We start from the raw sequence: 24,492 nt of genomic DNA, 5'->3' as shown, positions 1-24,492 counted from the left end.
GACCTTCCTCGTGCACGCGGCGTCGCTCCGTCAGGCTTTCGCCCATTGCGGAAAATTCCTCACTGCTGCCTCCCGTAGGAGTCTGGGCCGTGTCTCAGTCCCAGTGTGGCTGGTCGTCCTCTCAGACCAGCTACCCATCGTCGCCTTGGTGGGCCGTTACCTCACCAACTAGCTAATGGGCCGCAGCCCCCTCAAACCGCGCATTACTGCTTTCATCATCAAGCGATGCCGCTCGAAGATCGTATCAGGTATTAGCTAACCTTTCGGCTAGTTATCCCGGACGGTAAGGTAGGTTGACTACGTGTTACTCACCCGTCTGCCGCTAACACTTCATCTGTATTGCTACAAAGTGGTGTCCGCTCGACTTGCATGTGTTAGGCACGCCGCCAGCGTTAGTCCTGAGCCAGGATCAAACTCTCCATTAAATCTTACGACAACCGAACTGTTTGCATGGCTGACCATAAAGGTCAGCCCCACATCAGTCCGGTGCCAAATCTTCAACGAGCTTTTTGAAAGGCTCTATAGCTTTGCGATCGATTTTGACATCGAACGCTTACAACATCGGAGGGGCTAAAGCCAAGTCCGATGAGGGTCTGAGCACTGGCGCCCAGACATTTGAATTGATTTCCTTTGAACCCCTTAGAATAATAAAGACCAGCATATAGCCAGTCCAATTCCTTGCGGCTCTCGGGACCCACGAATTTATTCGCGTTTGCGCTGTTTAGTTTTCAAAGAACGGACTCAGACTCTCTGAGCCACCAAGGTATATTACCACTAGTGTCCCTCTAGAGTCAAGCGTGACAAGTGGGACAGCGGCTAACCTAATAGCCGCTGCAAACCACGTAAACGTCGGCCGTCTGGCCCGGCTGGAGAAGCTTGCCGCACTGGGGCCGCATGCCGATTTCCTGGGTCAGAGCCACCGCGACGTTGGGAACGGCGAACGGCGAGATCAAGACGAGATGGTCGTCTGCTCTGACGGCTATTCCGTCGACATATGCCTGGCCGGATCCCGGGCGCTGGAAGACCAACCGGTAATCGCCGGCGCGCAATCCGCGCAGCGTAAAGCGTCCATTTTTATCGGAAGTCGTTGAAGCCTCAACGGTTGTCGTGCCTGCCGAGACCGCCATCACGTCGATGCCCTCAAGGGGTTTGCCGTAACGATCGTCCACCACTTGACCGCTGATCTGCGCCTTCGCGTTCGAGTGGAACCACGATGCCGTTGCCGGCGCCGCAAATGCAACTGCTGCGCACATCAAGGCGGCGATTCCAAGTGCGATTTTCATGAGGCCCTCGTTTCGGTTATCACGTGTGAGGGAATCTTCGTCGGTTTACCTACACGATACTTTCCACAATTGGCGCGTTGTCTAACCTCGTTGTCCCCTTTTCGGAGCGGCGGGGTCCGTCATACGGGAGCCGTTCATGATCGATGCGGTTGTTTGGAATCGTCGAAATCGCGGCGCGGCAGTGACGCGCGTCACTCGATTCAAGTCCCGCATGCAGCGTGTACTGGCACGTTCACGACGCCGATACTTCTTATAGAAGGCTGACGCGGCGCTTTTTTCCACAGCCGCGCATGACGGACTTGGCTGAGACTGAAATCGACTTGATACTCGCCGAATCGCCGCGCGACGGCGACTTCGCGCTGTCAACTGCGTCGAAAGCAGATCGCGATTTCTCCGATCTGCTCGAGCGTGGATTAGGGCTGGGCGCTGCGCCGCACACGCTCGATGCGTTCACCGAGGCATGTCGCGCGCGTGCCAACGCACTCGGCGTGCTCGAAAGCGACTACGTGCGTATCCTCAGCTCCGGCGGTCCCGCGGCGCGCGCCGAGTGGATGGCAGTCGCGCCGGCGATCGTCGTCGGCGAAACATTTCTTTTCCGCGACGCGCAGCTCTGGCAGCTCGTCGAGACGACGCTAATGCCCGGACTCGCAGCGCTCGGCGGCCCGGTCTGGATGTGGAGCGCCGGATGTTCGACCGGCGAAGAAGCGTATACGCTCGCGCTTTTGGCGCACCGCGCATTCGGCCCCGAAGGCTATCGGGTCATCGGCACGGACATCAATCCGAAGGCGATCGCCGCGGCGCGCGTCGGCGTCTATGGACAGTGGTCGCTGCGCGGCGTTTCTCCCGTTCGCCGTGTGACTCTCTGCGCCGGGGGCGCGCAGACCGTCCGCGTACCCGAAGATGTCAAATCGCTCGTGCGTTTTGAGACGCATAATCTCAACGACGCCGCCAACTATCCGCCGAACGGCATGGGCTTGTTCGAGCTCATCGTCTGCCGCAACGTCCTCATCTACATGACGCAGGCGGCGCGCGAAGCTATCGTCCAGCGCCTCGCTGCGTGCGTCTCGCCCGGGGGCGTGCTGATCCTCGGACATGGCGAAGCGGCCGGGTTCGCTGTCGGCGATCTGATCCCGGAGAGATATGACGCCGGCGTCGTCTTCCGTAAGCCCGCGGTCAGTGCAGTTCGCATCGCGCCGCCTGCCGTGCCGCCGCGCAAGCCGAAGACCGAACGCGCACACGATCGCAAACACATCGCACGAGCACCGCAACCTGCGCACGTCGCTGCCGAAATCGCTCACAAGCCGACGCCGGACAAGAATCGCTGCCGCCTGCTGCTCGCCGAAGCGATGGCCGCGGCCAAGGCAGGTAAGATGGAAGAGGCCGAGCGGCACGCAACGGCCGCGATCGCGGCCGAACCAATCGATCCCGAGCCGCACGTGCTCGCCGGTGCGCTGCTGATGGCGCGAGGCGCCCTGCGCGAGGCCGAAACCGAATTGCGCCGCGCGTTGTTCCTCGACCCTGTGTTCGTGCCGGCGCTCTGGCAAGTCGGCAACCTATACGGTATGACCAACCGCAAGCGCCAAGCGATCTTCGCGTTCGCGCGCGCGCTTGCGCAACTCGAGGGCGCGCCCGCTGAAGCCGAAGCGCTTCCGTTCGATCATCTCACCGTCGGCGAGCTGACCACGCTGCTGCGCGCCGAGATCGGCGAACACGTCGATGCTTGACCTCCGTCATCAGGGGCGCGGCTCGCGCACGGCCGAAAAGCGCTCGCACCTGCTCACGCGCGTTGGCACGTTCGAGCTGGCTTTTCCGATCGACGTGCTCGTGTCCATTCATGAAGCGCCGATCGTCACGCAGATCCCATCGGCGCGCCCCGGCATCTTGGGCGGCGTGCTCGTGCGCGGCGAGGCGATTCCGATCGCCGACATCCGCCGCTGCTTGCGGATCGCGCCGCGTGCCGTCACCGGGTCGGATCGTCTACTGCTCCTGCATGCCGGCAGCCGCACCGTAGGCGTCGTCGTCGACGAGGTCAAGCACCTCATCGACGTCGCCACGGACGCGCTCGACGGAAACGATTCGCTCTTCGACGATACTCCGATCAACACGAATGTCATCGCCGGCATCACGGCGAGCCCTGAGCTTTGCGCCGTCGTGGACGTCGATGGACTCTTGCTCCCGGATCCGTGGGTCGAGGAAGACGCGCTGCGCCTGCTCGCGATCGAAACGGACGACGAGCTTCCGCTCGCCGAACGGACCGCCGCGCTCGCCGCGGTGCCGGTCGAGGCAGCCGCCGTCGGCACCGAAGCCGCCGTCTTCACGATCGGCGGACAGTACTACGCGGTCACCGTTTCCGCGGTGATCGAGTTCTTCCGCGATCTCGCACATGCGCCCGTCATCGCAAACGGCGGGTTGATCGGCGTCTCGCTCGTGAACCGCCGCGGCGACGCGCTGCCGCTGTACGACATCAAACCGCTTTTGGGTCTAGCGCCCAGCCCGCTGCCGGCGCGCGTCAGCGGTATCGTCTTGACGCACGCGGGTGTTCGCGTGGCTATCGCGGTCGACGGACTCGTCGGCCTCGAATCGCTGGCGACGTCCGCCGATATGAGTTACCAGCCGGGTCGTTTCACGTTCTCGGTCCACGCGAGCGCGTACGGTTCGGTGCAGTTGCTGGATGTGACGGCGTTGCTCGCAGCGCCGCAACTCGTGCTTGGAAGTGAGGGTTCGTCTTGAACGGTCTTGATTTCTTACTAGCGGAGAAGTCGCTCCGCCGGAAGATGCTCGTCATCTTCTTGTGGCTTGCCGGCATCACGCTCGTGCAGATCGCTTTGGCCGTCACCTTGCCGCAGATGATCTTCGATTCGGAAAAGCAGATCACGGATGAACTGCAGCCGATCTCGGAATCGGCGCAAAACGTCCGGCTCGACGTGCTGCAGATGATCGGCGGCGCCGCGCAATGGGGCCTCACCGGCAAGACCGACGATCTCAGGCTCTACGATGACGGCAAGGCCAAGTACGCCGCCGATATCGTCAAACTGTCCGGCTTCGGCCAGGACAACGGCGCGCTCAAGAACGACATCCAGACGCTGACCGAGAACGCGAACGACGAGTCCTCGATGGTCGAGAACATCGTCACAAGCGCGGAAGACGGTTCGACATCCGTGCGCCAAGCGGTGGCCGGCGGCTTCGTCGAGGAGCGCACGAAACTCCAGTCGTTCATCCAGGCGCAGGATAAACTCACGCAGGCGATCGCCGATCAAGGTTCGGCGTTGAAGTCCAACGCCCAGCATCTCGTCTTAGTGCTGATCATGCTCCTCGTGCTCACGTCGTGCCTCGCACTCGCGGTGGCTTTCTATATCGGCTTCCGCACGGTGAAGCAGGTGAGCGCAGCTGCGGGCTTGCTCTCGAAGACGGCGGATTTGATCGCCTCCGGCGATTTCACGGGCCGGGTGGAGATCAAGACCGAGGACGAGCTGGAAGAGCTCGGCGCCGCAGTCAACGACATGGTCGAAAAGCTCGGCGGTTCGCTGCAGCAAGTGCAGCAGGCCGTCAACGAATCGACCGTCGCCGTCATGCAGATCGCGACGACAGCGCAAGAGCAGGAGCGGATGACGACCCAGCAATCGGTCGCCATGAGCCAGATCTCGCAGACGATCCAAGAACTCAACAGCGCTTCTCAGAACACGTCGGCGCAAGCGGAGACGGTCTCATCGAAGTCGATCGAGAGCGCCGAGATCGCGCGGCGCGGGCGGGCAGACGTCGAGACGAACGTCGCCATGATGCTCAGCTTGCGCGACCGTTTCCGGGCCACGTCCGACCGCATCGCTCACTTGTCCGAACAGATCGCGCAGATCGGCACCATCACGCGCACGGTCGCGGACTTCGCTGCGCAGACCAACCTGCTTGCGCTCAACGCTGCTGTAGAAGCCGCGCGCGCAGGCGAACAGGGCCGCGGATTTGCGGTCGTGGCCGCAGAGATACGCAAGCTCGCCGATCAGAGCAAGACCGCGACCGAACGCATCGACTCGCTGACGCACGAGGTGCAGCGCGCCTCGGATGAATCCGTCATGGCGATGATCGAAGGCAGCCGCAACGTCGATGAGAACGCGAGCCACGCCGCGCAGACGGGTCAGGCGATCGCGGAGATAATCGAAACGCTCCAACACACGGTCGACTCCATGCAAGAGATCGCGCTTGCGGCAAAGCAGCAATCGCAGAGCATCGAGCAGGTGACGCAGAGCATCACGTCCATCAACGCCGCGATGCGCGACACCGTCGCAGCGACGGGTCAGACACAGGAGGCCACATCGAGGCTTAACGATCTCGCGCTCGGCCTCAAGCGGCTCGTCGCGGCGTACAGGATCTGACGGCCGGCGAAGGATTCTGACGACCGATGGAAATGACGCCGAACGAGCTTGCAGAGCTCAAGGGTATCTTCCGGACGGAGTGCGACGAGCATCTCGGCGCGCTCAACGGATTGCTCATGGCGCTCGAGCAGGATCCCGGCGATGCGCAGACCCTTAACGAGACGTTTCGGCGCGTCCATAGCGTCAAGGGCGCCGCGCGGATGGTGGGGTTCGCCGGCATCGAAGCGGTCGCGCACGGTCTCGAAGCGCTGCTCGCGCAGGTGCGCGACGGCACGCGGACACTCACGAAACCGGTCCTCGCATTGATCTTCAACGGCGCGGATGCGATGACGGATCTCATGAACTCGGGCACCGGCACAGGCGTCGCTGAAGTGCCCGTGCGCGCGATGCTCGCCCGGATCGCGGAGTTCGACGGCGCCGCCGTGACATTTGAGGAAGGCGCGCCGAAAAACGGTGCGTTGACCAACGGCAAGCGGGCCGCGAATGGCAGCACGGCCGCGAACGGCAGCACGGCTGCGAACGGCAAGTCGGTGACCAACGGCAAGTCTAAACACGTCAAGAAGAATGGCAAACGTGCAGCGGCCGCACAGCGAGGTCCCGTGACGCCGTTTGCGCCGCCGGACGCGCCGATCGCTCGGCCCGAACCGGCTCCGGCCGCCGAGGCGCGGGCTGGAGCGCGCGACGAGACCGCCGGAGACACAGTTCGCGTCGGCGCAGAAAAGATCGACCGGCTGATCGCGCTGCGCGGCGAGCTGCTGCGTCAATTCGCGGCCGACGAGAACGATCTGGAAAAACTAGGAGCGGTCGCGGGCCGCGTCGCCGCAGCGATGGACGCATTGCGCGCGCACCTCGGTTCGCACGTCAGCGCGGGCGCCGCCCAGCTTCTCGACGACCTGCAACGCCGCCGGCAAGAATTGACTGATGCCGCGGCCCAGGTCAAAGATCGCGACCTTCGCCGTTTCAGCCTGCTCGAAGATCTGCGGGATCGCCTCGCCGACCTTCGCATGCTGCCTGCCGCCACCGTGCTTCAGCCTCTCGCGCGCATCGTGCGCGATGTCGCGCTGCTGCAGGAGAAACAAGCCGACCTCGTCATCTCGGGCGGCGACGTTGCGCTGGATAAGGTCGTGCTCGAGGCGATCAAGGAGCCGCTGCTCCATCTCGTGCGCAATGCCGTCGCGCACGGCATCGAGCTTCCGGAGATTCGTCTGCTGTCGGGCAAGCCGTCGAGAGGAACCGTGCGGGTCTCGGTCTCCACGGGCACGGCGAGCGCGACGATAACGGTCGAAGACGATGGCGCAGGAATCGATATCGACGCCGTCCGGCGCCAAGTGGTCGAGCGCGGGCTGGCCACCGCAGAAGAAGCGACGGTTTTCTCAGACCAGCGTTTGACCCAGTACCTTTTCAAACCAGGCTTCTCGACGGCGCAGACGACCGACGAGATCTCCGGGCGCGGCGTGGGTTTGGACGTCGTCGCCGACCGCGTGGCTCAGCTCCGCGGCAGTTATCACGTGGAGAGCGGAACGAGCTCTGGCACGCGGTTCGTGCTGCGCGTGCCGGTCAGTCTGCTCACCTCCTCTGTTCTGGCGGTGCGCGCTGGGGCGACCGAAGTCTACCTGCGTCAGACCGATATCCACGAAGCCGTCCTGATCAAACCCGAACACGTCGTGAACGTCGAGGGGCGCATCACGGTGTCGGTCCGCGAAGAGATCATGCCGGTCATTCCACTCGCGAGTATCGCCGGCGGACCCGCGCAGGTCTTTTTCGGACGCGACGGCGTCGTGCCCGCGATCGTGATCACGGACGGCGAACGCAAGGCAGCGGTGGTCGTCGACGCGCTTGACGGGCTTTCAGAAGTGATCGTCAAGCAGATGCCCCGCCCGCTCGGCCGTGTGCCGGGCGTCGCCGGCTATGCGATCTCACTGTCCGGGCAGCCGCTCTGCGTGCTCGACGGCGGATTGCTCGTGCGCAACGCATACGACCGGGGAGCGGCGGGCGCGATCGTGCACGAGAAGACAAATGTCAAACGCCGGCTCCTCATCGCCGACGATTCGCTCACGACGCGCACGCTGCTCCGCAATATCATGATCAGCGCAGGCTACGAAGTCGAGACTGCGATCGACGGCGCGGATGCATGGAACAAACTCGCCGGCGCTTCATTTGATTGCATCATGAGCGACCTCGAAATGCCGAACATGTCCGGCTGGGAGTTCTGCGAACGCGTCAAACGCGATCCGCGATACTCGTCCATGCCGGTCGTCCTCGTCACGTCGCTTTCCAAAGAGGAAGAGCGGCGTCGCGGCCTTGAGCTCGGAGCCGATGCGTACATCGTCAAGGGTCTATTCAACGAGACGCAATTGCTCGAGACGGTCGAACGGCTGGTCGCGTGACGAAAACGCGTTGGGCGCGCGTGCTGATCGTCGAAGATTCGCCGGTCGCGGGCCGGATTCTCTCCGAGGGTATCGCACAGGACAATCGGCTCGCGGTCGTCGGGATAGCCACGACGGTGCGCGACGCGATCGAGATGTTCAATCGGCTGCAACCCGACGTGATCACGCTCGACCTTATGCTTCCCGATGAGAGCGGCTTGCGAGTCATTCAGCGCGTGCGGCACGTACGTCAGACGCCTATCATCGTGATCAGCACGCTTGGCACGGCCGGTACGGAGTCTCTGCCGTTCCTCGCGCTCGCCGCCGGCGCGGCGGACGTCATCGTCAAACCGGCCGGCGATGAAAACGAACTACGGGCGTTCTTCCCGGATCTCAACCAGCGCATCGCCACGCTCGCGCTTGCGCACGCCGTGCCGACGCACGAGTCGCCATTGCGGATTTCGACAAACGGCACAGCTCCGCGGCCGCAGCCCATCGAGACGAACGGCGCGCTCGAGTGCGTCGTCGTCGGTGCATCGACCGGTGGGCCGCTTGCTCTTGTGGATCTTCTCACGGGCCTTGGTCCCGACTTCGCAGCGCCGGTCATCATCGTACAGCATATCGCGGCGCCCTTCGTCGAAGGGCTCGTGCGCTGGCTCGACAAGGAGACGCCGATGCGCGTCGCGCTTGCGGAAGACGGCATCCTGCCGGCGCGAGGCCGCGCGTATGTCGCCCCATCTGGAGCCGATCTCGTCTTCGGTCCAGGCGGCCGTCTGCGCGTCAAGGCGGTGAGTGCGGAGAAGCGCGCGACCTCGCCTTCGGCTGATGCGCTATTCGCTTCGGCCTCCGACACGTACAAGTCGCGTTGCGCCGGCGTGCTCTTGACGGGCATGGGTAGGGATGGCGCCGAGGGTCTGCTGAAATTGCGCACGAAGGGCGCAAAGACGTTTGCGCAGGACGAGCGCAGCTCTACTGTTTTCGGAATGCCGGCGGCCGCAGGACGGCTGGGAGCCGTCGAAGCTTTCGCCGAACCAAGAGTCATCGCCGGGCGCCTGCGAAAACTGGCTGCCCGACACGAAAGGATCACCTGATGAGCCAGACCGTGCTGCTCGTGGATGACAGCGTCACGCAGTCATTCGCGTTGAAGCTCGCGCTGCAGCGTGCGGGATACCGCGTGCTGACCGCTCCCGACGGACGCACGGCGTTGAAGATGATCACCGCCGAGACGCCGGATCTCGTCGTCGCCGACGTCATCATGCCGATGATGGACGGATACGAGTTGTGCCGCCAGATCAAAGATGCGCCCGCGACTGCACAGACGCCGGTGATCCTCATGAGCGGTCTCGGCGAGACGCACGATCAATACTGGCGCAAGCACGCCGGGGCGGACCTTTACGTGGCCAAGAGCGCCGACGCAACCAAACTGGTCAAAGCGGTTGAGGATCTATTGAGCGGCAAGGCGCCCGACGCCGAGGGCCTCGGCACGTAGTTCTTCATTTTACGGAATTTTGAAGGGGCCGACGCAAGTCGGCCCTATTTTTTTGGGCAAACGATGCTTGCCCTACTGCGACGGCGAGGCGTGGCGGGTTTCGCGAAGCAACGCGTCTGCATGGCGCAGAGCTTCGGCGGCCTGCTCGTCTCCGGCAAGCATTCGCGCGATCTCCGACCGGATCTGCGCACGTTCTGCCAGTCGAGTGGCCTCAACGAACGTCTTGCCTTTGCGCACGTTCTTGGTGAGTGCGATGTGCGTGTCGGCAAACACGGCGATCTGGGCAAGATGGGTGACGCACAAGACCTGGACAGCCTTAGCGAGATGATCGATGCGCGAACCAACTCTTCGTGCCGCCGCTCCGCCGACGCCGGCGTCTATCTCATCGAGGACGACGACCGGATGCGGGTCGACGTGCGCGAACGCCATCTTGAGCGCGAGCAGCAACCGCGATAGCTCTCCACCGGATGCGGCTTTGGCGATCGGCCGCTCCGGCTCGTCCGGGTTGAGGGCGGCGAAGAACTCCACGTGATCTGCGCCGCCGGCTCCGATGCCGGCTGGACGAGGGTCGACCGCGCAACGAAACGTGGCCGCTGGAATCGCCAATTCGCGGAGTTCTTCTTGAACGCGGCCTTGCAGCGTCTGGGCGGCGGCAACGCGTACCTTTGTCAACTTCGCCGCCGCCGCTTCGAGCGCGGCATTGTGCGCGCGGCGTTCCTTTTCGAGGCGCGCCGCTTCCTCGTCTCGCTTTTCCAGCTTTTCCGCTTGTTCGGAAAATCGCGAGCCGGCCGCGATGACGTCGGCCGCCGAGCCTCCGTATTTCTTCATGAGGTCTTCGATCAGGGCGATGCGGTCGGCAACCGCTTCGAGATCGCCCGCGTCCGCTGCCCCTTCTTCAGCCAATTCCGCGATCGATGCGGCGATGTCTTGCGCGGCGCTCTGCAGATCGCGGATCGATTGCGCGGCGGCGGCGAGCTTGTCGCCGAACGACGCGACGTTGTCCATCGCCTTTGCGGCGTGGCCGAGGCCCATGACGGCGCCGCGATCCGGATCATCTAAGCGCTCGAGCGCGGTGCCGACGGCTTGGGCGATCTTCGCCGCATTCGCAAGCATCACGCGCCGCTCGCGCAGGCGTTCGAGCTCGCCGTCGACGAGCGCAGCCGCGGCGATCTCGCGCGCCGCGAATCGAGCGTCTTCGAGCAGGCGATCGTGGCGCTGGCCTTGTTCGCGAAGCTCGTTCATCTCGGCATCGGTGGCGGCGAGAGCCGCGTGTGCCCGCGCACATTCGGCGCGCAGTTCCGCCGCTCGTGGGCCCGCGAACGCATCGATCAGCGCGAGGTGGCGCGCCGGCATGAGCAGCTGTTGATGTTCGTGCTGGCCGACGATGTCGAGCACGATGTCGCCGAGCTCGCGCAGTTGCGTGGCCGTGGCCGGTCGGCCGTTGATGCGGGCGGCCGAGCGGCCTTGCGCGGTCATCTCGCGCGAGACGACAAGCCCTGCTCCTTCATCGTGTTCGTCGTCGGCGAATGCGTTCTCGGCGAGCCACGTCGCGGTTCGATCGTCGATCTCGAGCTCGACGAAAACCGCCGCTCGCGCCGCACCGGTCCGCACGATGTCTGCACCGCGGCGGTCGCCGAAGGCAAAGCCGAGGGCGTCGATGACCATGGATTTTCCGCTGCCGGTCTCGCCCGTGAACACATTGAGTCCGGCACCCAGTTCGGCGGCGGTGCGTTCGATCAGTCCGAAACCTTCGACGGAGAGCGAGCGGAGCGCGCCCTTAACGGCTGCGGTCGTGGCTCTCATGAGCGTCCGCTTCCAGCGTGCGCTTGATCGACGAACCCCAGTGCAGCTTTCGCTCGAGGACGTGAAAGAAAAGCCGCGTATCCGAAGCGACGAAGCGCACCGGCCGCGCAGCCTTCAGCACGGTGACCACGCTTCCGCCGGGCAGGTCGACCTCGTGGCGGCCGTCTGCGAAGAGCTGCGTGCCTGCTCCGCCGCGCGGCACGGTCACGCGGATGCGCTCGTCGGAGCGAACGACGAGCGGCCGCGAGAAAAGCGTGTGCGGGCAGATCGGCGCGAGTGCGATGGCGTCGAGCCGTGGAGCGAGAATCGGCCCGCCGGCTGATAGGAAATAGGCCGTGCTGCCGGTCGGGCTCGAGACGACGATCCCGTCGGCCGGCAGATCGGCAACACGCTCACCGCCGATCTCGATGCCGAATGTGAGCGTGCGGCCGTGCTGCTTGCGATCGATGTGAATATCGTTGAGCGCGAAGAACGTCCGCGAGTCGCCGTGGACCGTTGCCTCGAGAGCAATGCGCTCTTCGGTTGCGATCCCGTCGCGGACGATGCGCGCGAGCCCATCGCGATAGTCGCGACGATCGAAATTCGTCAGGAAACCCATCTGCCCGAAATCAACGCCGAGGATCGGGATGTCAAGCGGAGCCGCGAGATGTGCTCCTTGAAGCAACGTGCCGTCGCCGCCGAACGAGACGAGCACGTCCGCTCCCTGCGGGAAGTTCGGCGCCACATGCGCGCCGTCTGCCATGGCGGCTGCATGGTCGGCATGTAATTGCACGGTGGCCCCGCCGTCCTTCGCGACCTTCACCGCGACGCGCGCGGCTTCGATCGCCGCCGGCCTTTCTGCGTCCACGAATAGCGCGAGGTTTTTCACGGCGCGACGACTCATCGCGCGAGCGCTTCGTGAGCGCGCTGCACCGCACCCGCCGCATCTACCGTGCATGCATCTTCCGCAACGCTGTCCGCGCTCTTGCGAATCGCACCGAGCAGGAATTCGATATTGCCGGCCGGCCCCTTTATCGGTGAATGCGTGAGACACGCGGCGACAAGGCCGACAGATCTCAGGCTTACGATCACCGATTCGATGGCGTTCACGTGACTGACGGGATCGCGGACGACTCCGCCCTTTCCGACCGCGGCTCGCCCGACTTCGAATTGCGGCTTGATGAGGGCGACAAGACGGCCGCCCGTCTCGAGTGCAGCGGCGAGATTCGGGGCAAGCTTGGCGATCGAGATGAATGAGACATCGACGCATGCAAACGCGAACGGTGCGCCAAGCGCTCGGACGTCGGCGTGGCGGAAGTTGCAGCGTTCGTGAACGGTGACGCGCGGATCGGTTCGCAGCTTCCAGGCGAGCTGGCCGTAGCCGACGTCCACCGCCGAGACGCTCGCGGCCCCGCGCTGCAAAAGCGAGTCGGTGAAGCCGCCGGTGGAGGCGCCGACGTCGAGACAACGCAGACCCTCGACCTGCCAGCCGAAGTCGTCGAGCGCCTTCTCAAGTTTGCTGGCGCCGCGGCCGACAAAGCGCTCTTCCTCTTCTACTGCGATGGTCTCGTCTGCGGTTACGAGGCTACCCGCCTTACGCGACTCGCCGTTAGCACCGACGCGGACTTTGCCTGCGAGGATCAGCGCTTGCGCGCGCCGCCTCGAACAGCCGAGCCGCTGCGCGACCGCAACGTCAAGGCGCCGTTTCTCATCAGGACTCTTCGTCAGATCCGTCGTCCTCGCCGGAGTCGTCGTCCTCGCCGGAATCGTGCAGCGCCTCCCGGACTTGCACTTCCGCATGCGCGAGCTTGTCGCGGCAGAGCTTTGCGAGCTGCGTCCCTTCTTTGAAAAGAGCGATGGATTCGTCGAGGCCGAGGTTGCCGTCATCGAGCCGTTCTACGATGACCTCGAGCCGCGCAAGCGCCTTCTCGAATGTCGGCGCCTCAGCGCCGGCCGTCTTATCCTTTGACTTCGTCATCCGTCTCCTCGATCTCCGTCACCGCCGCGCCAAGCGAGCCGCGACGCAACGTCACGCCGATCCGTCGTCCGATCGCGGTGGCACCGGCTTCCGTCAACACGCGGCCCTGTTCGTCGTGCACGATCGCGTAACCGCGAGCGAGCGTCGCGCGCGGTCCGAGCGCGGCCAGTTTAGCGGACGCCACGTCAAGCGCGGCGGCCCTGCGGGCAAATCCGCGCGCGGTGACGTCCGAAAGATCGCGGCGCAACGTGGCGATCTCCGTGCGAGCGGCGCGCAACATGCGCGGGCCGGCCGAGCGCATCCGCACGACCGAGTTGTCTATACGCTTACGCACATCGCGAAGCCGGCGCCGTGGATCGCTGCGGCGCAATCCGTCGGTAAGACCATCGAGTGTCTGCGCCTGCCCGCCGACGAACATCTGCGGCGCCGCGAGCAGGTCGCGGCGCACGCGCGCGAACGCGTCGCCGTTTTCCGCCAGCGCGCGCCTCAACGCGCGAGCCAGCCGGCCGGAGAGCGCCGCAAGGACGCGGAGCTGCGCGGCCGTGTCGAGGGTGATCATTTCTGCCGCGGCTGTCGGCGTGGGCGCGCGCAGGTCGGCCACGAAGTCGGCGATCGTGAAGTCGGTCTCGTGCCCGACCGCGCTGATCACCGGACGCGAGCTCGCTGCGATCGCGCGCGCGACCGATTCGGTGTTGAACGCCCAGAGATCTTCGATCGATCCGCCGCCGCGCGCGACGACGACGACGTCGACCTTAAGCCGCCCTGCGCGCCGTATCGCGCGCGCGAGGCCGGGCGCCGCCGCGTCGCCCTGGACGGGCGCCTTCACGAGGATCACTTCCACGTGACCGGCCCTTCTGCGGCAGCAGGTGAGGAAATCTTGCAATGCGGCGCCGTCGCGGCTCGTGACGATGGCGACGCGTGCGACAAACGCAGGCAGCTGACGCTTGCGCTCGGCGTCGAACAGGCCTTCGCAGCGCAGCTTCTCCTTGAGCCGCTCGAACGCGACATGCAACGCGCCGTGCCCGACCGGCACGATGTCGTCGACGGTCAGCTGGAACTGGCTGCGTTCTTTGTAGATGGACACGCGGCCGAGTATCTCCACAGCGGTGCCGTCGGCGATGGGAAGGGCGACGCTGAGGAGCTGCACCGTCGAACGCCACGCGACACATGCGACCAATCCATCGGCGTCTTTGAGGTTGAAGTAGACGTGGCCGCTCGGATAACGCTTGCAGGCCGATACTTCGCCCGTCACGCGCACCCGCCGCGGAAAGGCACCGTCGAGCGCGATCCTGATGGACCGGCACAGGTCGCCCACGGTGATCGCGGGCTCGTCGAACAGCGAAGTTGCGCGCATATGTCGGCCTTCGTCTTTTAGCCAAGCGATGCTTGCCCTACTACGAAATCCCGGCGGACCATAAAGGTCCGCCCAACATTGGCGTCTGCGTCATGTCGGCGAGGGGACGGGGACCGGAAACGGCGTTGGCGTGGCCTGCCACTGCTGCACAGCGTCGTCCGCTCGCGGGCCCATCTGAATGGCGTTCTTTCGCGCGACGACGGCATGCACCGGTTCGCAGTAGCCGAGCGGCGCGGTGCCGTTAAGGAAGTATTCGGAAACACCGCCCTGGCCGGGAAGCGCGCGCCGGTTCTGCCCGGGGCAAACGCGAGCGGTCTCGACATCCGCCGGCGGCGAGCCGAAATCGACGACAGGCACGCCTTTGAGCGCCGACTTCATGAACGCGGCCCAAATCCTCGCCGGCACGTTGCCGCCGTACGACTCATACATCTTCGAGTAGTCATCGTTGCCCACCCAGACGGCCGCAGTGAGTTGCGGCACGAAGCCGACGAACCAAGCGTCGCGGAAATCCGACGTCGTGCCGGTCTTGCCGGCGGCCGGCCGGTCGATGATCGCGTTTGGATATCCGGTGCCTTCTTCGATGACGCTTTCCATGAGCGACGTCATGATATACGCGCTGCCGGCGCTCAACGCCACGCGCCGCTCCGGATAGCGGGCATCGTAGATCGTGGATCCATACTTGTCCGTGACATAACGGATAGCGCTCGGCGGCGTGAAAACACCCCCGTCGGCGATCGTCGAATAGCCCGAAGCCATATCGATCGGCGCCACGACGGCAGTGCCGAGCGCGAGCGAAAGATCGGGTTCGAGATTCTCGGTGATGCCCATCTTGTGCGCGTAGTCGACGACGTTGTCGATGCCGATGTCTTGCGCCAGCTTCACCGCGACGACGTTGCGCGACAGCGCGAAGGCGCGTCGCAGCGTCATATTCCCCAAGAAGCGATGATCGTCGTCGGTGGGGCTGTACTCGCTGCCGTCGCCGGCCGGAAACGTCACGGGGGTGTCGGCGTAGATCGAGGACACCGGTACTCCGCGATCGACCGCGGCCGAGTACACATATCCTTTGAATGAAGAGCCGGGCTGGCGCCGTGCTTGCCACGCGCGATTGAATTGGCTCTTCGCCGAGAACCCGACGCCGCCGATCATCGCTTTGATTTCGCCGGTGCGCGGGTCTTCGGCCACGAGCGCCCCTTCGTGCATGCCATAGCCCTCCGACAGGCCCGCGGCAACGCCTTGGGTCACCGACTTCTGCGCGATGGTCTCGAGCCGCGTGTCGAGCGAGGTGTAGACCGTCAGACCGCCATGCAGCAATTGATCGGGCGAGAAGATCTGCTCGAGCCGCGCGATGACGTACGTCGTGAAATACGGAAACTTATAGGCTTCCACGCCGGTCGATCTTGCGCCGACCAAGTGCAGCGGCGCTCTCGAAGCTTCATCCGCCTGCGCCTGGGTCACGTATCCGGCGGCGACCATGCGATCGAGGACGTGGCTCTGGCGATCGCGCGCCGCCTGCAAATCCGCGTACGGGGAATACGCGGAGGGCGCCGCGACGAGTCCCGCCAGCATCGCCGCTTCGGAGAGGGTCAACTTGGAGACATCCTTACCGAAATAAGCGTGGCTGGCGGCCTGCACGCCATACGCGCCTGCGCCGAAGTAGATGAGGTTCAGATAGCGTTCGAGGATCTCGTCCTTCGTATAGTACCGTTCGATCTGCATTGCGAGCAGCGCTTCGGCGATCTTCCTTCGTATCGTCTGCTCGTTCGTGAGGAAGAGATTTCGCGCGAGCTGCTGCGTGATGGTGCTCGCGCCTTGCGTGATCTGTTCGTGGCGATAGTCCGCGAACGCAGCGCGCGCGATGCCGCGCAGATCCACGCCGTGGTGCTCGTAGAAACGTTCATCCTCCGTCGCGACGATAGCTTCGCGCATCACCGCCGGGATCTGCGTGATCGGGACGTAGACGCGGTCTTTGTCGTAAAGCCGTGCGAGCACCGTGCCGTCGCTTGCAAGCACGCGCGTCGTGGCGGCGGGCTCGATATCCGAAAGCCGATCGATACTCGGCAGATTGCGTCCGTAGTCGTCGAAGATCACCGCCGCGGCGATCGCGGCGCAGATGATCAGCCCGGCGATCACGAGCGCTGTCACGGCGAAAAACGTCTTCATGCGCCGTTCGTCTCGAGAATCGGCGCGCTTGAGTCGAGCGTGCCGCGCGCCGGCGATTTAGAGAACGCATCAAGCACTGCATTGACGTACGCGACGCTCGCGTCGCTCGACATGCGCCGCACGAGTTCGACCGCGTGGTTGATGACCGAGACAGCGTCGACGTCCGGACGATTTCGCAGTTCCCACGCGCAGAGATCCAAGACGAGCCGGTCGACGCCGGGCAAGCGGGCCATCTTCCAACGATGCAAGTGCGGCGTCAACTCCGCCTCGAGCTCAGCCTTGCTCGCGAGCGTGCCGCGCACGAGCCGCTCGACGAGAGGCCAATCGGTGCTGCGCGGCGCGTCGGCGCGTCTATCGATCGCGGGATACTCGGGTTCGTACGGATCCTCCGCGGCCGCCAGATCGCCGCGGCCGAAGACGCCCACCTCGTCGCGCGCTTGCACGAGGACGTCTTCGAGCGACATGTTGCCGATGTCCACCGCGTAGAGGATCTCGAGCGCGACGCGGTGCTCGCGCCGTTCAGCCGCCATTCGACTTATGCACCGACGGCCTGGCGCGCCAGCACTTCTTCGCGCAGCCAGGTCACGTGCGTGCGGCCTGCGATAAATGATGGATGATTCAGAATGCGCTCGTGCATGGAGGTGGTCGTCGCGACGCCGCGCACCTCGATCTCGGCGAGGGCGCGGCGCATGCGCGCGATCGCTTCCGCGCGGTCGCGCCCGGATGCCGTGATCTTCGCGAGCATCGAGTCGTAGTAGGGCGGGACTTCCGTGCCGCTATAGATATGCGTGTCCACCCGGATGCCCGGACCGCCGGGCATGAGCACGCTTCCCAATTTGCCCGCCGCCGGCGTGAATTTGTTGTCGGGGTCTTCCGCATTGATGCGGCATTCGATCGCGTGGCCGCGCGCTCGCACGTCTTCTTGGCGGATCGTCAATCGCTCGCCGGCGGCGATGCGGATCTGCCACTTCACGAGATCCACGCCGTAGACGACCTCGGTGATCGGATGCTCGACCTGGATGCGCGTATTCATCTCCATGAAATAGAAGCGTCCGTCGTCGGCGACCAGGAACTCGAGCGTGCCCGCATTCGTGTACTCGCACGAGCGCGCCGCGCGAACCGCGGCCTCGCAGAGCTTTGTGCGCACGTCGGCATCGAGGTGCGGCGCAGGCGCTTCTTCCAGCAGTTTCTGGTGCGAAGGTTTTTGGACGGAACAGTCACGCTCGCCGATGTGGATGACGTGACCGTATTCGTCCGCCAAAACCTGCACTTCGATATGGCGCGGGTGCACGAGGAGCTTCTCGATATAGACGCCGGCGTTTCCGAACGCCGCCTGAGCCTCGCCGCTTGCCGCCGCGAGGCCGGCGCCGAGGTCTGCGTCGCGGCCGACGATGCGCATCCCCTTGCCGCCGCCGCCGGCGGTGGCTTTGATAAGCACCGGATAGCCGGCCTCGGAACAGAACTTCTTCGCGACCGGCAACGATTCGATGATACCCGATCCGGGGATGACCGGAACGCCGGCTTCCAGCATGCGCTGCTTTGCGTTTGCTTTGTCACCCATGAGCGAGATCGCCGACGCCGGCGGACCGATGAATTTGATCCCATGCGACGTGCATATCTCGGCGAAGCTGGCGTTCTCCGAGAGAAAGCCGTAGCCGGGATGGATCGCGTCGACGCCCGCGACCTCCGCGGCGCCGATGATATTCGGAACGTTGAGATACGAGCGCGCGCTCTGGCCCGGCCCGACGCAGAACGCTTCGTCGGCGTAGCGCACGTGCAGCGAATTGCGATCCGCTTCCGAGAATATCGCGACGGTTTTCACGTTTAGTTCGCGGCACGCGCGGATGACGCGCAAGGCGATCTCGCCGCGATTGGCGATCAATACTTTTCCGAACACGTCAGATCCGCGGAGGCTCGATGGCAGCGGCGCCGTTTTCGGCGGGGGCGGGGGCTTCGGGCTGCGGGGGCGCCTCGCCGCGTTCCACGACGAAGAGCACCTCGCCGAACTCGACCGCTTGGCCATCTTCGACGGCTTGGGCGACGAACCAGCACGGCGATGTCGCCGTCACGGGGTTGCGCAACCTCAGGGCCTCGACGTAGCCGAGGACGCGGTCGCCTTCGATGCGCTCTCCGAACTCGGCTGCATGCGACGCTGAACGGAACACACCGACCGTCTCCGCGTTGATCGTGTCGTACGCGCGGCCGGGTTCGCCTTCTTGAATGCGCGGCACGTGACCCGGGCGCGCCACGGTCGGGCGGGCGGCGTCGGAACTCTTGTGCGCGGATTTCTCGAGCGTCACCCAACCTTCGGGCGTTCGTACTCGGATTCGCATCAGCGGAGTCTGCGCAAACGCCTTGGCGAGCGGAGCGACTCGCATGGCTACAAACGAAGCCAGCTCTTCGGAAGCTTCGCCGTCGCTATTTTCGGTCACGCGGCATTCTTTCGCCTCGGCGCCGCATTGCGCCTGTTGTGGGCGCATGCAGCGAACCGCTGTGGCCAATGCAATCCCGCGTTATGGTGCGCGGCCGGAGACCACGATCGAACGCGCTGAGCGGATCACTTCCTTCAACCCGTGCCAATCGGAGCGCATCGCCGCAACGCCATCGCTGAATTCGCGTTCGCCGAGCAAGTGAAATGAGGACAGATATTTTTTCTCGACCCTCTCGAGCAGCGGTCCGGGCGGATCGCGCAGTTCCATGACGATCGCCGCCGTTCGCACGTCCTCGAAACCCGCTGACAGTAGTTCCGCTTGCACGTGCTGCTGACTCGGGAAGCGTGCGAGATCGATCGCCGCCATCGAAGGGAAATAGCGCGCGAATACGGATTCGACGAAGTGCCGATGCGGAAATGTCGCGAGAGCTAACACGCCGCCGCCTCTGAGCACGCGCTTCACACGCCTGAACACCGCACCGATCTCAAGGTATTGCACCGCGTAAAATGCGGTCACAGCATCGTACTCGGCGCCGGGCAGAGCGAGGTTTGCGTCGCCCAGCACGTATTCCGGGGCGCGCCGATCGGCCGGCGCAGCGTGCGACATCGCCTGCGCAAGCATCGTTTCGCTGCTATCCATGCCGGTGACGAATGCGCCGCGCGCGGCCAGTTCGCGTGTGAAGCGGCCCGTGCCGCAACCGATATCGAGCACGCGCCGCCCAGCGATATCTCCCAGTGCGCGCAGCGCAGCCTCGAGCACCGCTCGATCGAAGCCTGAGAAGGGACGCAGATCGGCATAGCCGGCGCCGGCTCCGGCCGGCGCGTCGTAGTCGAGTCGCGGCGCAGGCGCGGGATGTGCCGTGCCCGCCAGCCTGCGAACGCCGGCTCGCTCTTCATCGGGAAGAGCCGCGAGAAGTTCGCCCACGGTCGCGTCAGCGCCGGGCACCGTCACGCCGGCTGCGATTTGAGCAAGCGGCGCGAGCGCGAACGCGCGCCGCGCCAGCTCGGGATGGGGCACGCTGCACCCTGGATCCGACGAGCGCAGCGAGTCATATAACAGCAGATCAAAATCGATCGTGCGCGGACCGTAGCGCTCGCCGCGAACTCTTCCCATATCGCGTTCCAATTCGAGCAGCTCCGCGATCAACGCAGGAGCGCTGCGGTCCGTTTCGATTTCGGCGACAGCGTTGACAAACGAAGGTTGATCGGTTTTTCCCCACGGCCGCGTGAGGTACAGATCGGAGACAGCCGTCACGCGCCCGAGAGCCGCAAGCGCCGCGAATCCCTCGCGCACGTAGCCCGCGGAATCATCGAGGTTCGATCCGATTCCGATAAACGCGCGATGCGGCGTCATCTCGTGCGGGATACTTCGATCTCCGGCGTGGCGCCATCCAACAGCGCCGGCTTGCGTACGCGCACCCGCGCGCTGCACACGCGCTCGTCGGCCATGATCGCGTCGACGCAGGCGGCCGCCAGCGCCTCGAGCAGCGTGAACGATCGCTGCATCACGATCCGCCGGCAGGTCTGGACGATCGCATCGTAATCCACGGCGTCGGCCAACGCATCGCTTGCGATGGCCGACGCCGCGTCGGTGATGACCTCTACGTCTACGTCGATCGGCTGCGGCCGCTCTTTCTCGCCCGGATTTGCGCCGTGCCGGCCGACGAAGTGCATGCCGGTGACGCGCATCGTCGCTTTCATCGCCCTTTAGGATCTCACAATGGCGTCGGCGACGGCCGCGACCGTCGACATCTCCGCGACGTCGTGGACGCGAACGATGTCGGCTCCGGCGGCGATGGCGAGCGCGACCGAGGCTGCCGTGCCGAACGCACGCCGCTCCACAGGCAGACCGGTCAGGTGACCGATGAACGATTTGCGCGATGTGCCCACGAGCACCGCGTAGGGCAGCGCCGATGTCAGCTCGCGCAGCCGCCGGAGGATCTGGATGTTGTGGGCTGCGGTCTTACCGAATCCCATGCCCGGATCGACGATGATGTGGTGAGCCGGCACGCCGAACGCTTGCGCATCGCGAGCCGAGCGTTCGAGCGACGCGATCACTTCGGCGACGACGTCGCCGGTGTAGTCCGGTGCGGCCCGATTGTGCATCACGATGAGCGGAGCCCGGCTCTCCGCCGCGGCGTCGGAGATTCCGGGAATCGCGCCCCACACGCAGTTGATGATGTCGGCTCCCGCGTCGAGCGCCGCGCGTGCCACCGCGGGCTTAAACGTATCGATCGAGATCGGCGCGGCGACGGCAGACCGCACCGCTCGGATCACCGGAACAACGCGTCTCAATTCCTCGGCTTCATCCACGGGCACGTGTCCGGGTCGCGTCGACTCGCCGCCGATGTCGAGCACGTGACATCCGGCCGCGACGAACGAGAGCGCGCGCTCCGCCGCCGCACCGGCATCGTTGTGAAGGCCGTCGCCGGAGAATGAATCGGGCGTCGCGTTGATAATGCCCATGAGATACGTGCGCGAACCCCACGCGAATGTCGCGCCGCGGATCACAAGCGGCGCGAGCGTCTTCAGATCAGACCGGAGCACGGCGTGAACCGCCGACGTTTTCCAAGAACCACTGCCGCAACTCCCCGACGATATACGTCGATCCGCTGACGACGATGAGGTCGTCTGCGCCGGCGATGCGCCGCGCGATGGCGAGAGCCTCCTCGGCGTTCTCGACGACGCGAGCCGGCAACCCGCGCCCCTGCGCGATCAGCGCGAGATTGTGCGGGCGCACGGGACGCAGGTGCGATTCCGGAAACGTCGTGAAGACGAACTGCGCCGGTAGCCCATCCCATGCGGCGATCATGCCGGGCGCATCTTTGCCGTCGGCGATGGCGACGACGAACGTCAGCCGCCGCCCAGGGAAATGCCGTTCGAGCGCTTGACGAAGCGCCATCGCCTTCTCTGCGTTGTGCGCGATGTCGAAGACGAGCGCCGGTCGCGAGGGATAGTACTCCATCCTGCCGGCGAGGCTCAGCGATTCCATGCCGCGGGCGACATCCGGTTCGGTGAAGGCAAGCTCTGACTTGATGCGCTCGCACGCCACGATCGCGGTTGCGGCGTTCAGCAGTTGGAAGCCGCCGAGAACCGGCAGCTCGAAGCCGTACTCACCCAGGTCTGTGGTGATCGTGACCGGCTGCCCGAGCGGCCCCGGCGATGACGGCGATTCGATGCGCGCGACCTCCTGCACGATCGTGAGCGGGGAACGCTGGCGCGCCGCGGCTTCACGGATCACCTTGAGCGCGTCAGGATGCTCGGCAGCCGTGACGGATGGAATCTTGTCTTTGATGATGCCGCTCTTATCGATCGCGATCGCAGCGACCGTGTCGCCGAGAACGTCCGCGTGATCGGTGCCGACGTTAGTGAGGACCGAGACGAGCGGCGTGATCACATTGGTTCCGTCCAGCGTACCGCCGATGCCGACTTCGATCACGCCGACATCGACTCGCTCAGCCGCGAACGTACGAAACGCGAGCGCGACGAGGATCTCAAAATAAGAAGGCTTGCCCCACTCCGTCGCCGCCATCGCGTCGATCGCCGGGAGCATTGCCGACAGCTGCTCGGCGAAGCGCTCGTCGCCGATCGGAACGCCGTCGATGCGGACGCGCTCGGTCACCGAGTGCAAGTGCGGCTTCGTGTGCAGGCCGACTTTGAGGCCGGCGGCCTGCAGAATGGCCGCGCACATCGTGGCGGTCGAGCCCTTACCGGCAGTGCCGCCGACGTGGATCGAGCGAAAGCCGTTCTCGGGGTTGTCGAGCGCTTTCAAGAACGTGCGCATGCGGTCTAAGCGGCCGGGATAACGGCGCGAGAGACTTTCGTTCGTCGCGTTCTGGAGAAGCCGCATGGCACCGTTGAAATCCATCGAGTCTCGTCTCGTTTCGCTACACCCGGCCGGCCCTACGCCGATCCGATGTCATGTTCGCCCGAGTCGCCGCGCACAAGCTCGGTCGCGTGCGCCAGTACTCCTGCGATGAGGGCGAGCGTTTCGCGCACGGCGCGCGGACTTCCCGGCAGGTTGATGATGAGCGTTCGCTTTCGGACGACGGCGGTCGCGCGCGAGAGCATCGCCGTCGGGATTTGCGCGACGCTCGCCGCGCGCAAGCGTTCGGGAATCCCGGGGACGGTGTAGTCGCCGACGTCGTTGGTGGCTTGCGGCGTGACATCGCGCGGGCCGAGCCCGGTACCACCCGACGTGAGCACGACGTCGGCGACGTCCGTGTCGCACCACTCGCGCAGGGTCGCGGCGATCGTCAGCCGATCGTCTGCGATGATCGCTTCGCGCGAGATCGTCGCGCCTTGCGGTAAGCCGTCGCGCAGGGCCGGCAGACATGCATCGGCCCGCGCGCCCGATGCCGCTTTATCCGAAAGCACGAGGAGCGCGACGCGCATCAGCGTTTGAAGACGCCGCTGCGGCCGCCGCTTTTCTCGATAAGTTCGAGCCGCTCGATCGTGATGGCGCGGTCCACAGCCTTGCACATGTCGTAGATCGTGAGCGCGGCGACGGCCGCACCGGTGAGCGCTTCCATCTCGACGCCGGTCTTGCCCGTGCAGCGCGCTTGACACTCGATGCGCACGGCATCGCGACCTTCAAAAGCGATCTCAACGTCGACGGAACTCAGCGGCAGCGAGTGGCAGAGCGGGATGAGTTCGGACGTCCGCTTGGCTGCGCCGATACCGGCGATGCGTGCCACGGCGAGAGCGTCGCCCTTTTTCAATGAGCCGGCCTTCAAGGCGCGCCGCGCTGCGGCGGACATCCGCACGAGCGCACGTGCCACGGCCACGCGTTTGGTAATAGGTTTTTCGTCGACGTCGACCATGCGGGCGCTGCCATCGCGGGTTATGTGCGTCAGGGCCGACTTGCGTGGTCGCACGACCTGGCTACGTTCCGTGACGGATCCCGATAACGCCGAGCATGAAAAGGCCGAACGCCCAGCAATAGACGGCGAACGGCGTCAGACGGTGATCGCTGACAAAGCGCATGAAGAATCGGATGGCGAGCAGGCCGCTCACAAACGCGACGATCGTGCCGATCGCGATGACGAGGTGCGATTCCGGCGCTGCGCTGAGGCTTGCGATACCCGACATCGTGGCGCCAGGCTCGACTTTTCCGTGGCCGAGAACGCGCGGCAGTTCGAAAATCGCCGCGCCGAGGATCGCCGGTCCGGCCATGAGGAAGGAGAACCGCGATGCCTCTTCGCGCGTCAAGCCGGCGAACATGCCCGCGCATATGGAAAAACCGGAACGCGATCCCCCCGGAACGATACCGGCGATCTGGCTCA

Annotated in this window: 23 protein-coding genes and 1 rRNA gene; 6 read left to right on the top strand and 18 right to left on the bottom strand. The window is 64.8% G+C overall.

All coding sequences use genetic code 11. The features are described 5' to 3' along the window. Together VKT51_13390 and VKT51_13385 are read right to left on the bottom strand one after the other, a co-directional pair. Nucleotides 1-425, bottom strand: a 16S ribosomal RNA gene (locus VKT51_13390); the annotation flags it as partial. Nucleotides 426-821: 396 nt separating this feature from the next. After that, a complete protein-coding gene (locus VKT51_13385; protein HLJ85157.1) occupies nucleotides 822-1,283 on the bottom strand; it encodes a carboxypeptidase-like regulatory domain-containing protein in 462 nt (153 codons plus the stop codon). A gap of 299 nt (nucleotides 1,284-1,582) precedes the next feature. On the opposite strand from VKT51_13385, the gene VKT51_13380 reads away from it, so the two are divergent. Genes VKT51_13380 through VKT51_13355 form a run of 6 tightly spaced genes read left to right on the top strand, consistent with a single transcriptional unit; the run spans nucleotide 1,583 to nucleotide 9,502 of the window. Then, nucleotides 1,583-3,007 (top strand): CheR family methyltransferase, encoded by a 1,425-nt coding sequence (locus VKT51_13380; GenBank protein ID HLJ85156.1) that lies wholly within the window; start codon nucleotides 1,583-1,585, stop codon nucleotides 3,005-3,007. Further along, nucleotides 3,000-4,013, top strand: a complete 1,014-nt coding sequence (locus tag VKT51_13375) for a chemotaxis protein CheW (GenBank protein HLJ85155.1) — start codon at nucleotides 3,000-3,002, stop codon at nucleotides 4,011-4,013. Before VKT51_13380 ends, VKT51_13375 begins: the two co-directional genes overlap by 8 nt. After that, nucleotides 4,010-5,647, top strand: coding sequence for a methyl-accepting chemotaxis protein (locus VKT51_13370; protein HLJ85154.1), 1,638 nt, complete (start codon nucleotides 4,010-4,012; stop codon nucleotides 5,645-5,647). Before VKT51_13375 ends, VKT51_13370 begins: the two co-directional genes overlap by 4 nt. Before the next feature lie 26 nt (nucleotides 5,648-5,673). Continuing rightward, nucleotides 5,674-8,034, top strand: a complete 2,361-nt coding sequence (locus VKT51_13365; protein HLJ85153.1) for a response regulator — start codon at nucleotides 5,674-5,676, stop codon at nucleotides 8,032-8,034. Beyond that, nucleotides 8,031-9,104: a chemotaxis protein CheB gene (locus VKT51_13360; GenBank protein HLJ85152.1), complete on the top strand. Its 1,074-nt coding sequence runs from the start codon at nucleotides 8,031-8,033 to the stop codon at nucleotides 9,102-9,104. The genes VKT51_13365 and VKT51_13360 overlap by 4 nt, the downstream gene beginning before the upstream one ends. Continuing rightward, the gene (locus tag VKT51_13355) at nucleotides 9,104-9,502 is read left to right on the top strand and encodes a response regulator (protein ID HLJ85151.1); all 399 of its coding nucleotides are present in this window, start codon (nucleotides 9,104-9,106) and stop codon (nucleotides 9,500-9,502) included. Before VKT51_13360 ends, VKT51_13355 begins: the two co-directional genes overlap by 1 nt. Before the next feature lie 72 nt (nucleotides 9,503-9,574). On the opposite strand, the gene recN is transcribed toward VKT51_13355, so the two are convergent. From recN to VKT51_13275, 16 genes are all read right to left on the bottom strand, one after another. Then, complete coding sequence (gene recN, locus VKT51_13350; GenBank protein HLJ85150.1) at nucleotides 9,575-11,305, bottom strand: DNA repair protein RecN; 1,731 nt, start codon at nucleotides 11,303-11,305, stop codon at nucleotides 9,575-9,577. Further along, the gene (locus tag VKT51_13345) at nucleotides 11,280-12,188 is read right to left on the bottom strand and encodes an NAD(+)/NADH kinase (GenBank protein HLJ85149.1); all 909 of its coding nucleotides are present in this window, start codon (nucleotides 12,186-12,188) and stop codon (nucleotides 11,280-11,282) included. Before VKT51_13345 ends, recN begins: the two co-directional genes overlap by 26 nt. Then, nucleotides 12,185-13,084: a TlyA family RNA methyltransferase gene (locus VKT51_13340; GenBank protein HLJ85148.1), complete on the bottom strand. Its 900-nt coding sequence runs from the start codon at nucleotides 13,082-13,084 to the stop codon at nucleotides 12,185-12,187. The genes VKT51_13345 and VKT51_13340 overlap by 4 nt, the downstream gene beginning before the upstream one ends. Next, complete coding sequence (gene xseB, locus VKT51_13335) at nucleotides 12,996-13,262, bottom strand: exodeoxyribonuclease VII small subunit (GenBank protein HLJ85147.1); 267 nt, start codon at nucleotides 13,260-13,262, stop codon at nucleotides 12,996-12,998. Before xseB ends, VKT51_13340 begins: the two co-directional genes overlap by 89 nt. Continuing rightward, nucleotides 13,243-14,616 carry an exodeoxyribonuclease VII large subunit gene (gene xseA / locus VKT51_13330; GenBank protein ID HLJ85146.1) on the bottom strand — a complete coding sequence of 458 codons (1,374 nt, stop codon included), beginning with the start codon at nucleotides 14,614-14,616 and terminating at the stop codon, nucleotides 13,243-13,245. Before xseA ends, xseB begins: the two co-directional genes overlap by 20 nt. A 90-nt stretch (nucleotides 14,617-14,706) precedes the next feature. Beyond that, nucleotides 14,707-16,776, bottom strand: coding sequence for a PBP1A family penicillin-binding protein (locus VKT51_13325; GenBank protein ID HLJ85145.1), 2,070 nt, complete (start codon nucleotides 16,774-16,776; stop codon nucleotides 14,707-14,709). Then, complete coding sequence (gene nusB, locus VKT51_13320; protein ID HLJ85144.1) at nucleotides 16,773-17,306, bottom strand: transcription antitermination factor NusB; 534 nt, start codon at nucleotides 17,304-17,306, stop codon at nucleotides 16,773-16,775. Before nusB ends, VKT51_13325 begins: the two co-directional genes overlap by 4 nt. Nucleotides 17,307-17,311: 5 nt before the next feature. Then, nucleotides 17,312-18,673 (bottom strand): acetyl-CoA carboxylase biotin carboxylase subunit, encoded by a 1,362-nt coding sequence (accC, locus tag VKT51_13315; protein ID HLJ85143.1) that lies wholly within the window; start codon nucleotides 18,671-18,673, stop codon nucleotides 17,312-17,314. 1 nt (nucleotide 18,674) lies between these two features. Next, nucleotides 18,675-19,208, bottom strand: a complete 534-nt coding sequence (locus tag VKT51_13310) for a hypothetical protein (protein ID HLJ85142.1) — start codon at nucleotides 19,206-19,208, stop codon at nucleotides 18,675-18,677. A gap of 81 nt (nucleotides 19,209-19,289) precedes the next feature. Further along, nucleotides 19,290-20,561, bottom strand: a complete 1,272-nt coding sequence (folK, locus tag VKT51_13305; protein ID HLJ85141.1) for a 2-amino-4-hydroxy-6-hydroxymethyldihydropteridine diphosphokinase — start codon at nucleotides 20,559-20,561, stop codon at nucleotides 19,290-19,292. After that, nucleotides 20,558-20,908 carry a dihydroneopterin aldolase gene (folB, locus tag VKT51_13300; GenBank protein ID HLJ85140.1) on the bottom strand — a complete coding sequence of 117 codons (351 nt, stop codon included), beginning with the start codon at nucleotides 20,906-20,908 and terminating at the stop codon, nucleotides 20,558-20,560. The genes folK and folB overlap by 4 nt, the downstream gene beginning before the upstream one ends. Before the next feature lie 6 nt (nucleotides 20,909-20,914). Continuing rightward, nucleotides 20,915-21,754, bottom strand: a complete 840-nt coding sequence (gene folP, locus VKT51_13295; protein ID HLJ85139.1) for a dihydropteroate synthase — start codon at nucleotides 21,752-21,754, stop codon at nucleotides 20,915-20,917. Next, nucleotides 21,741-23,075, bottom strand: coding sequence for a folylpolyglutamate synthase/dihydrofolate synthase family protein (locus VKT51_13290; GenBank protein HLJ85138.1), 1,335 nt, complete (start codon nucleotides 23,073-23,075; stop codon nucleotides 21,741-21,743). The genes folP and VKT51_13290 overlap by 14 nt, the downstream gene beginning before the upstream one ends. Nucleotides 23,076-23,110: 35 nt before the next feature. Beyond that, nucleotides 23,111-23,602, bottom strand: coding sequence for a MogA/MoaB family molybdenum cofactor biosynthesis protein (locus VKT51_13285; protein HLJ85137.1), 492 nt, complete (start codon nucleotides 23,600-23,602; stop codon nucleotides 23,111-23,113). Further along, complete coding sequence (moaC, locus tag VKT51_13280; protein ID HLJ85136.1) at nucleotides 23,602-24,084, bottom strand: cyclic pyranopterin monophosphate synthase MoaC; 483 nt, start codon at nucleotides 24,082-24,084, stop codon at nucleotides 23,602-23,604. The genes VKT51_13285 and moaC overlap by 1 nt, the downstream gene beginning before the upstream one ends. 7 nt (nucleotides 24,085-24,091) lie before the next feature. After that, nucleotides 24,092-24,492 (bottom strand): undecaprenyl-diphosphate phosphatase (locus VKT51_13275; protein ID HLJ85135.1); only part of this gene is annotated, 401 nt, incomplete at its 5' end.

The sequence above is a fragment of the Candidatus Eremiobacteraceae bacterium genome (assembly GCA_035295225.1).
In the GTDB taxonomy this organism is placed as follows: domain Bacteria; phylum Vulcanimicrobiota; class Vulcanimicrobiia; order Eremiobacterales; family Eremiobacteraceae; genus JABCYQ01.
The sequence above is the reverse complement of the archived record's forward strand: the minus strand, read 5'-3'. Positions and strand labels throughout refer to the sequence as shown.

Excerpts from the sequence above, each read along its gene's own strand:
- xseB (HLJ85147.1), bottom strand. The coding sequence starts at position 13,262 with ATGACGAAGTCAAAGGATAAGACGGCCGGCGCTGAGGCGCCGACATTC.
- VKT51_13385 (HLJ85157.1), bottom strand. The coding sequence starts at position 1,283 with ATGAAAATCGCACTTGGAATCGCCGCCTTGATGTGCGCAGCAGTTGCA.
- VKT51_13340 (HLJ85148.1), bottom strand. The coding sequence starts at position 13,084 with ATGCGGAAGTGCAAGTCCGGGAGGCGCTGCACGATTCCGGCGAGGACG.
- VKT51_13365 (HLJ85153.1), top strand. The coding sequence starts at position 5,674 with ATGGAAATGACGCCGAACGAGCTTGCAGAGCTCAAGGGTATCTTCCGG.
- xseA (HLJ85146.1), bottom strand. The coding sequence starts at position 14,616 with ATGCGCGCAACTTCGCTGTTCGACGAGCCCGCGATCACCGTGGGCGAC.
- VKT51_13290 (HLJ85138.1), bottom strand. The coding sequence starts at position 23,075 with ATGGATTTCAACGGTGCCATGCGGCTTCTCCAGAACGCGACGAACGAA.
- VKT51_13375 (HLJ85155.1), top strand. The coding sequence starts at position 3,000 with ATGCTTGACCTCCGTCATCAGGGGCGCGGCTCGCGCACGGCCGAAAAG.
- VKT51_13285 (HLJ85137.1), bottom strand. The coding sequence starts at position 23,602 with ATGCGCGTCGCGCTCCTCGTGCTTTCGGATAAAGCGGCATCGGGCGCG.
- folK (HLJ85141.1), bottom strand. The coding sequence starts at position 20,561 with ATGACGCCGCATCGCGCGTTTATCGGAATCGGATCGAACCTCGATGAT.
- VKT51_13345 (HLJ85149.1), bottom strand. The coding sequence starts at position 12,188 with ATGAGTCGTCGCGCCGTGAAAAACCTCGCGCTATTCGTGGACGCAGAA.
- folB (HLJ85140.1), bottom strand. The coding sequence starts at position 20,908 with ATGAAAGCGACGATGCGCGTCACCGGCATGCACTTCGTCGGCCGGCAC.
- VKT51_13325 (HLJ85145.1), bottom strand. The coding sequence starts at position 16,776 with ATGAAGACGTTTTTCGCCGTGACAGCGCTCGTGATCGCCGGGCTGATC.
- recN (HLJ85150.1), bottom strand. The coding sequence starts at position 11,305 with ATGAGAGCCACGACCGCAGCCGTTAAGGGCGCGCTCCGCTCGCTCTCC.
- VKT51_13355 (HLJ85151.1), top strand. The coding sequence starts at position 9,104 with ATGAGCCAGACCGTGCTGCTCGTGGATGACAGCGTCACGCAGTCATTC.
- nusB (HLJ85144.1), bottom strand. The coding sequence starts at position 17,306 with ATGGCGGCTGAACGGCGCGAGCACCGCGTCGCGCTCGAGATCCTCTAC.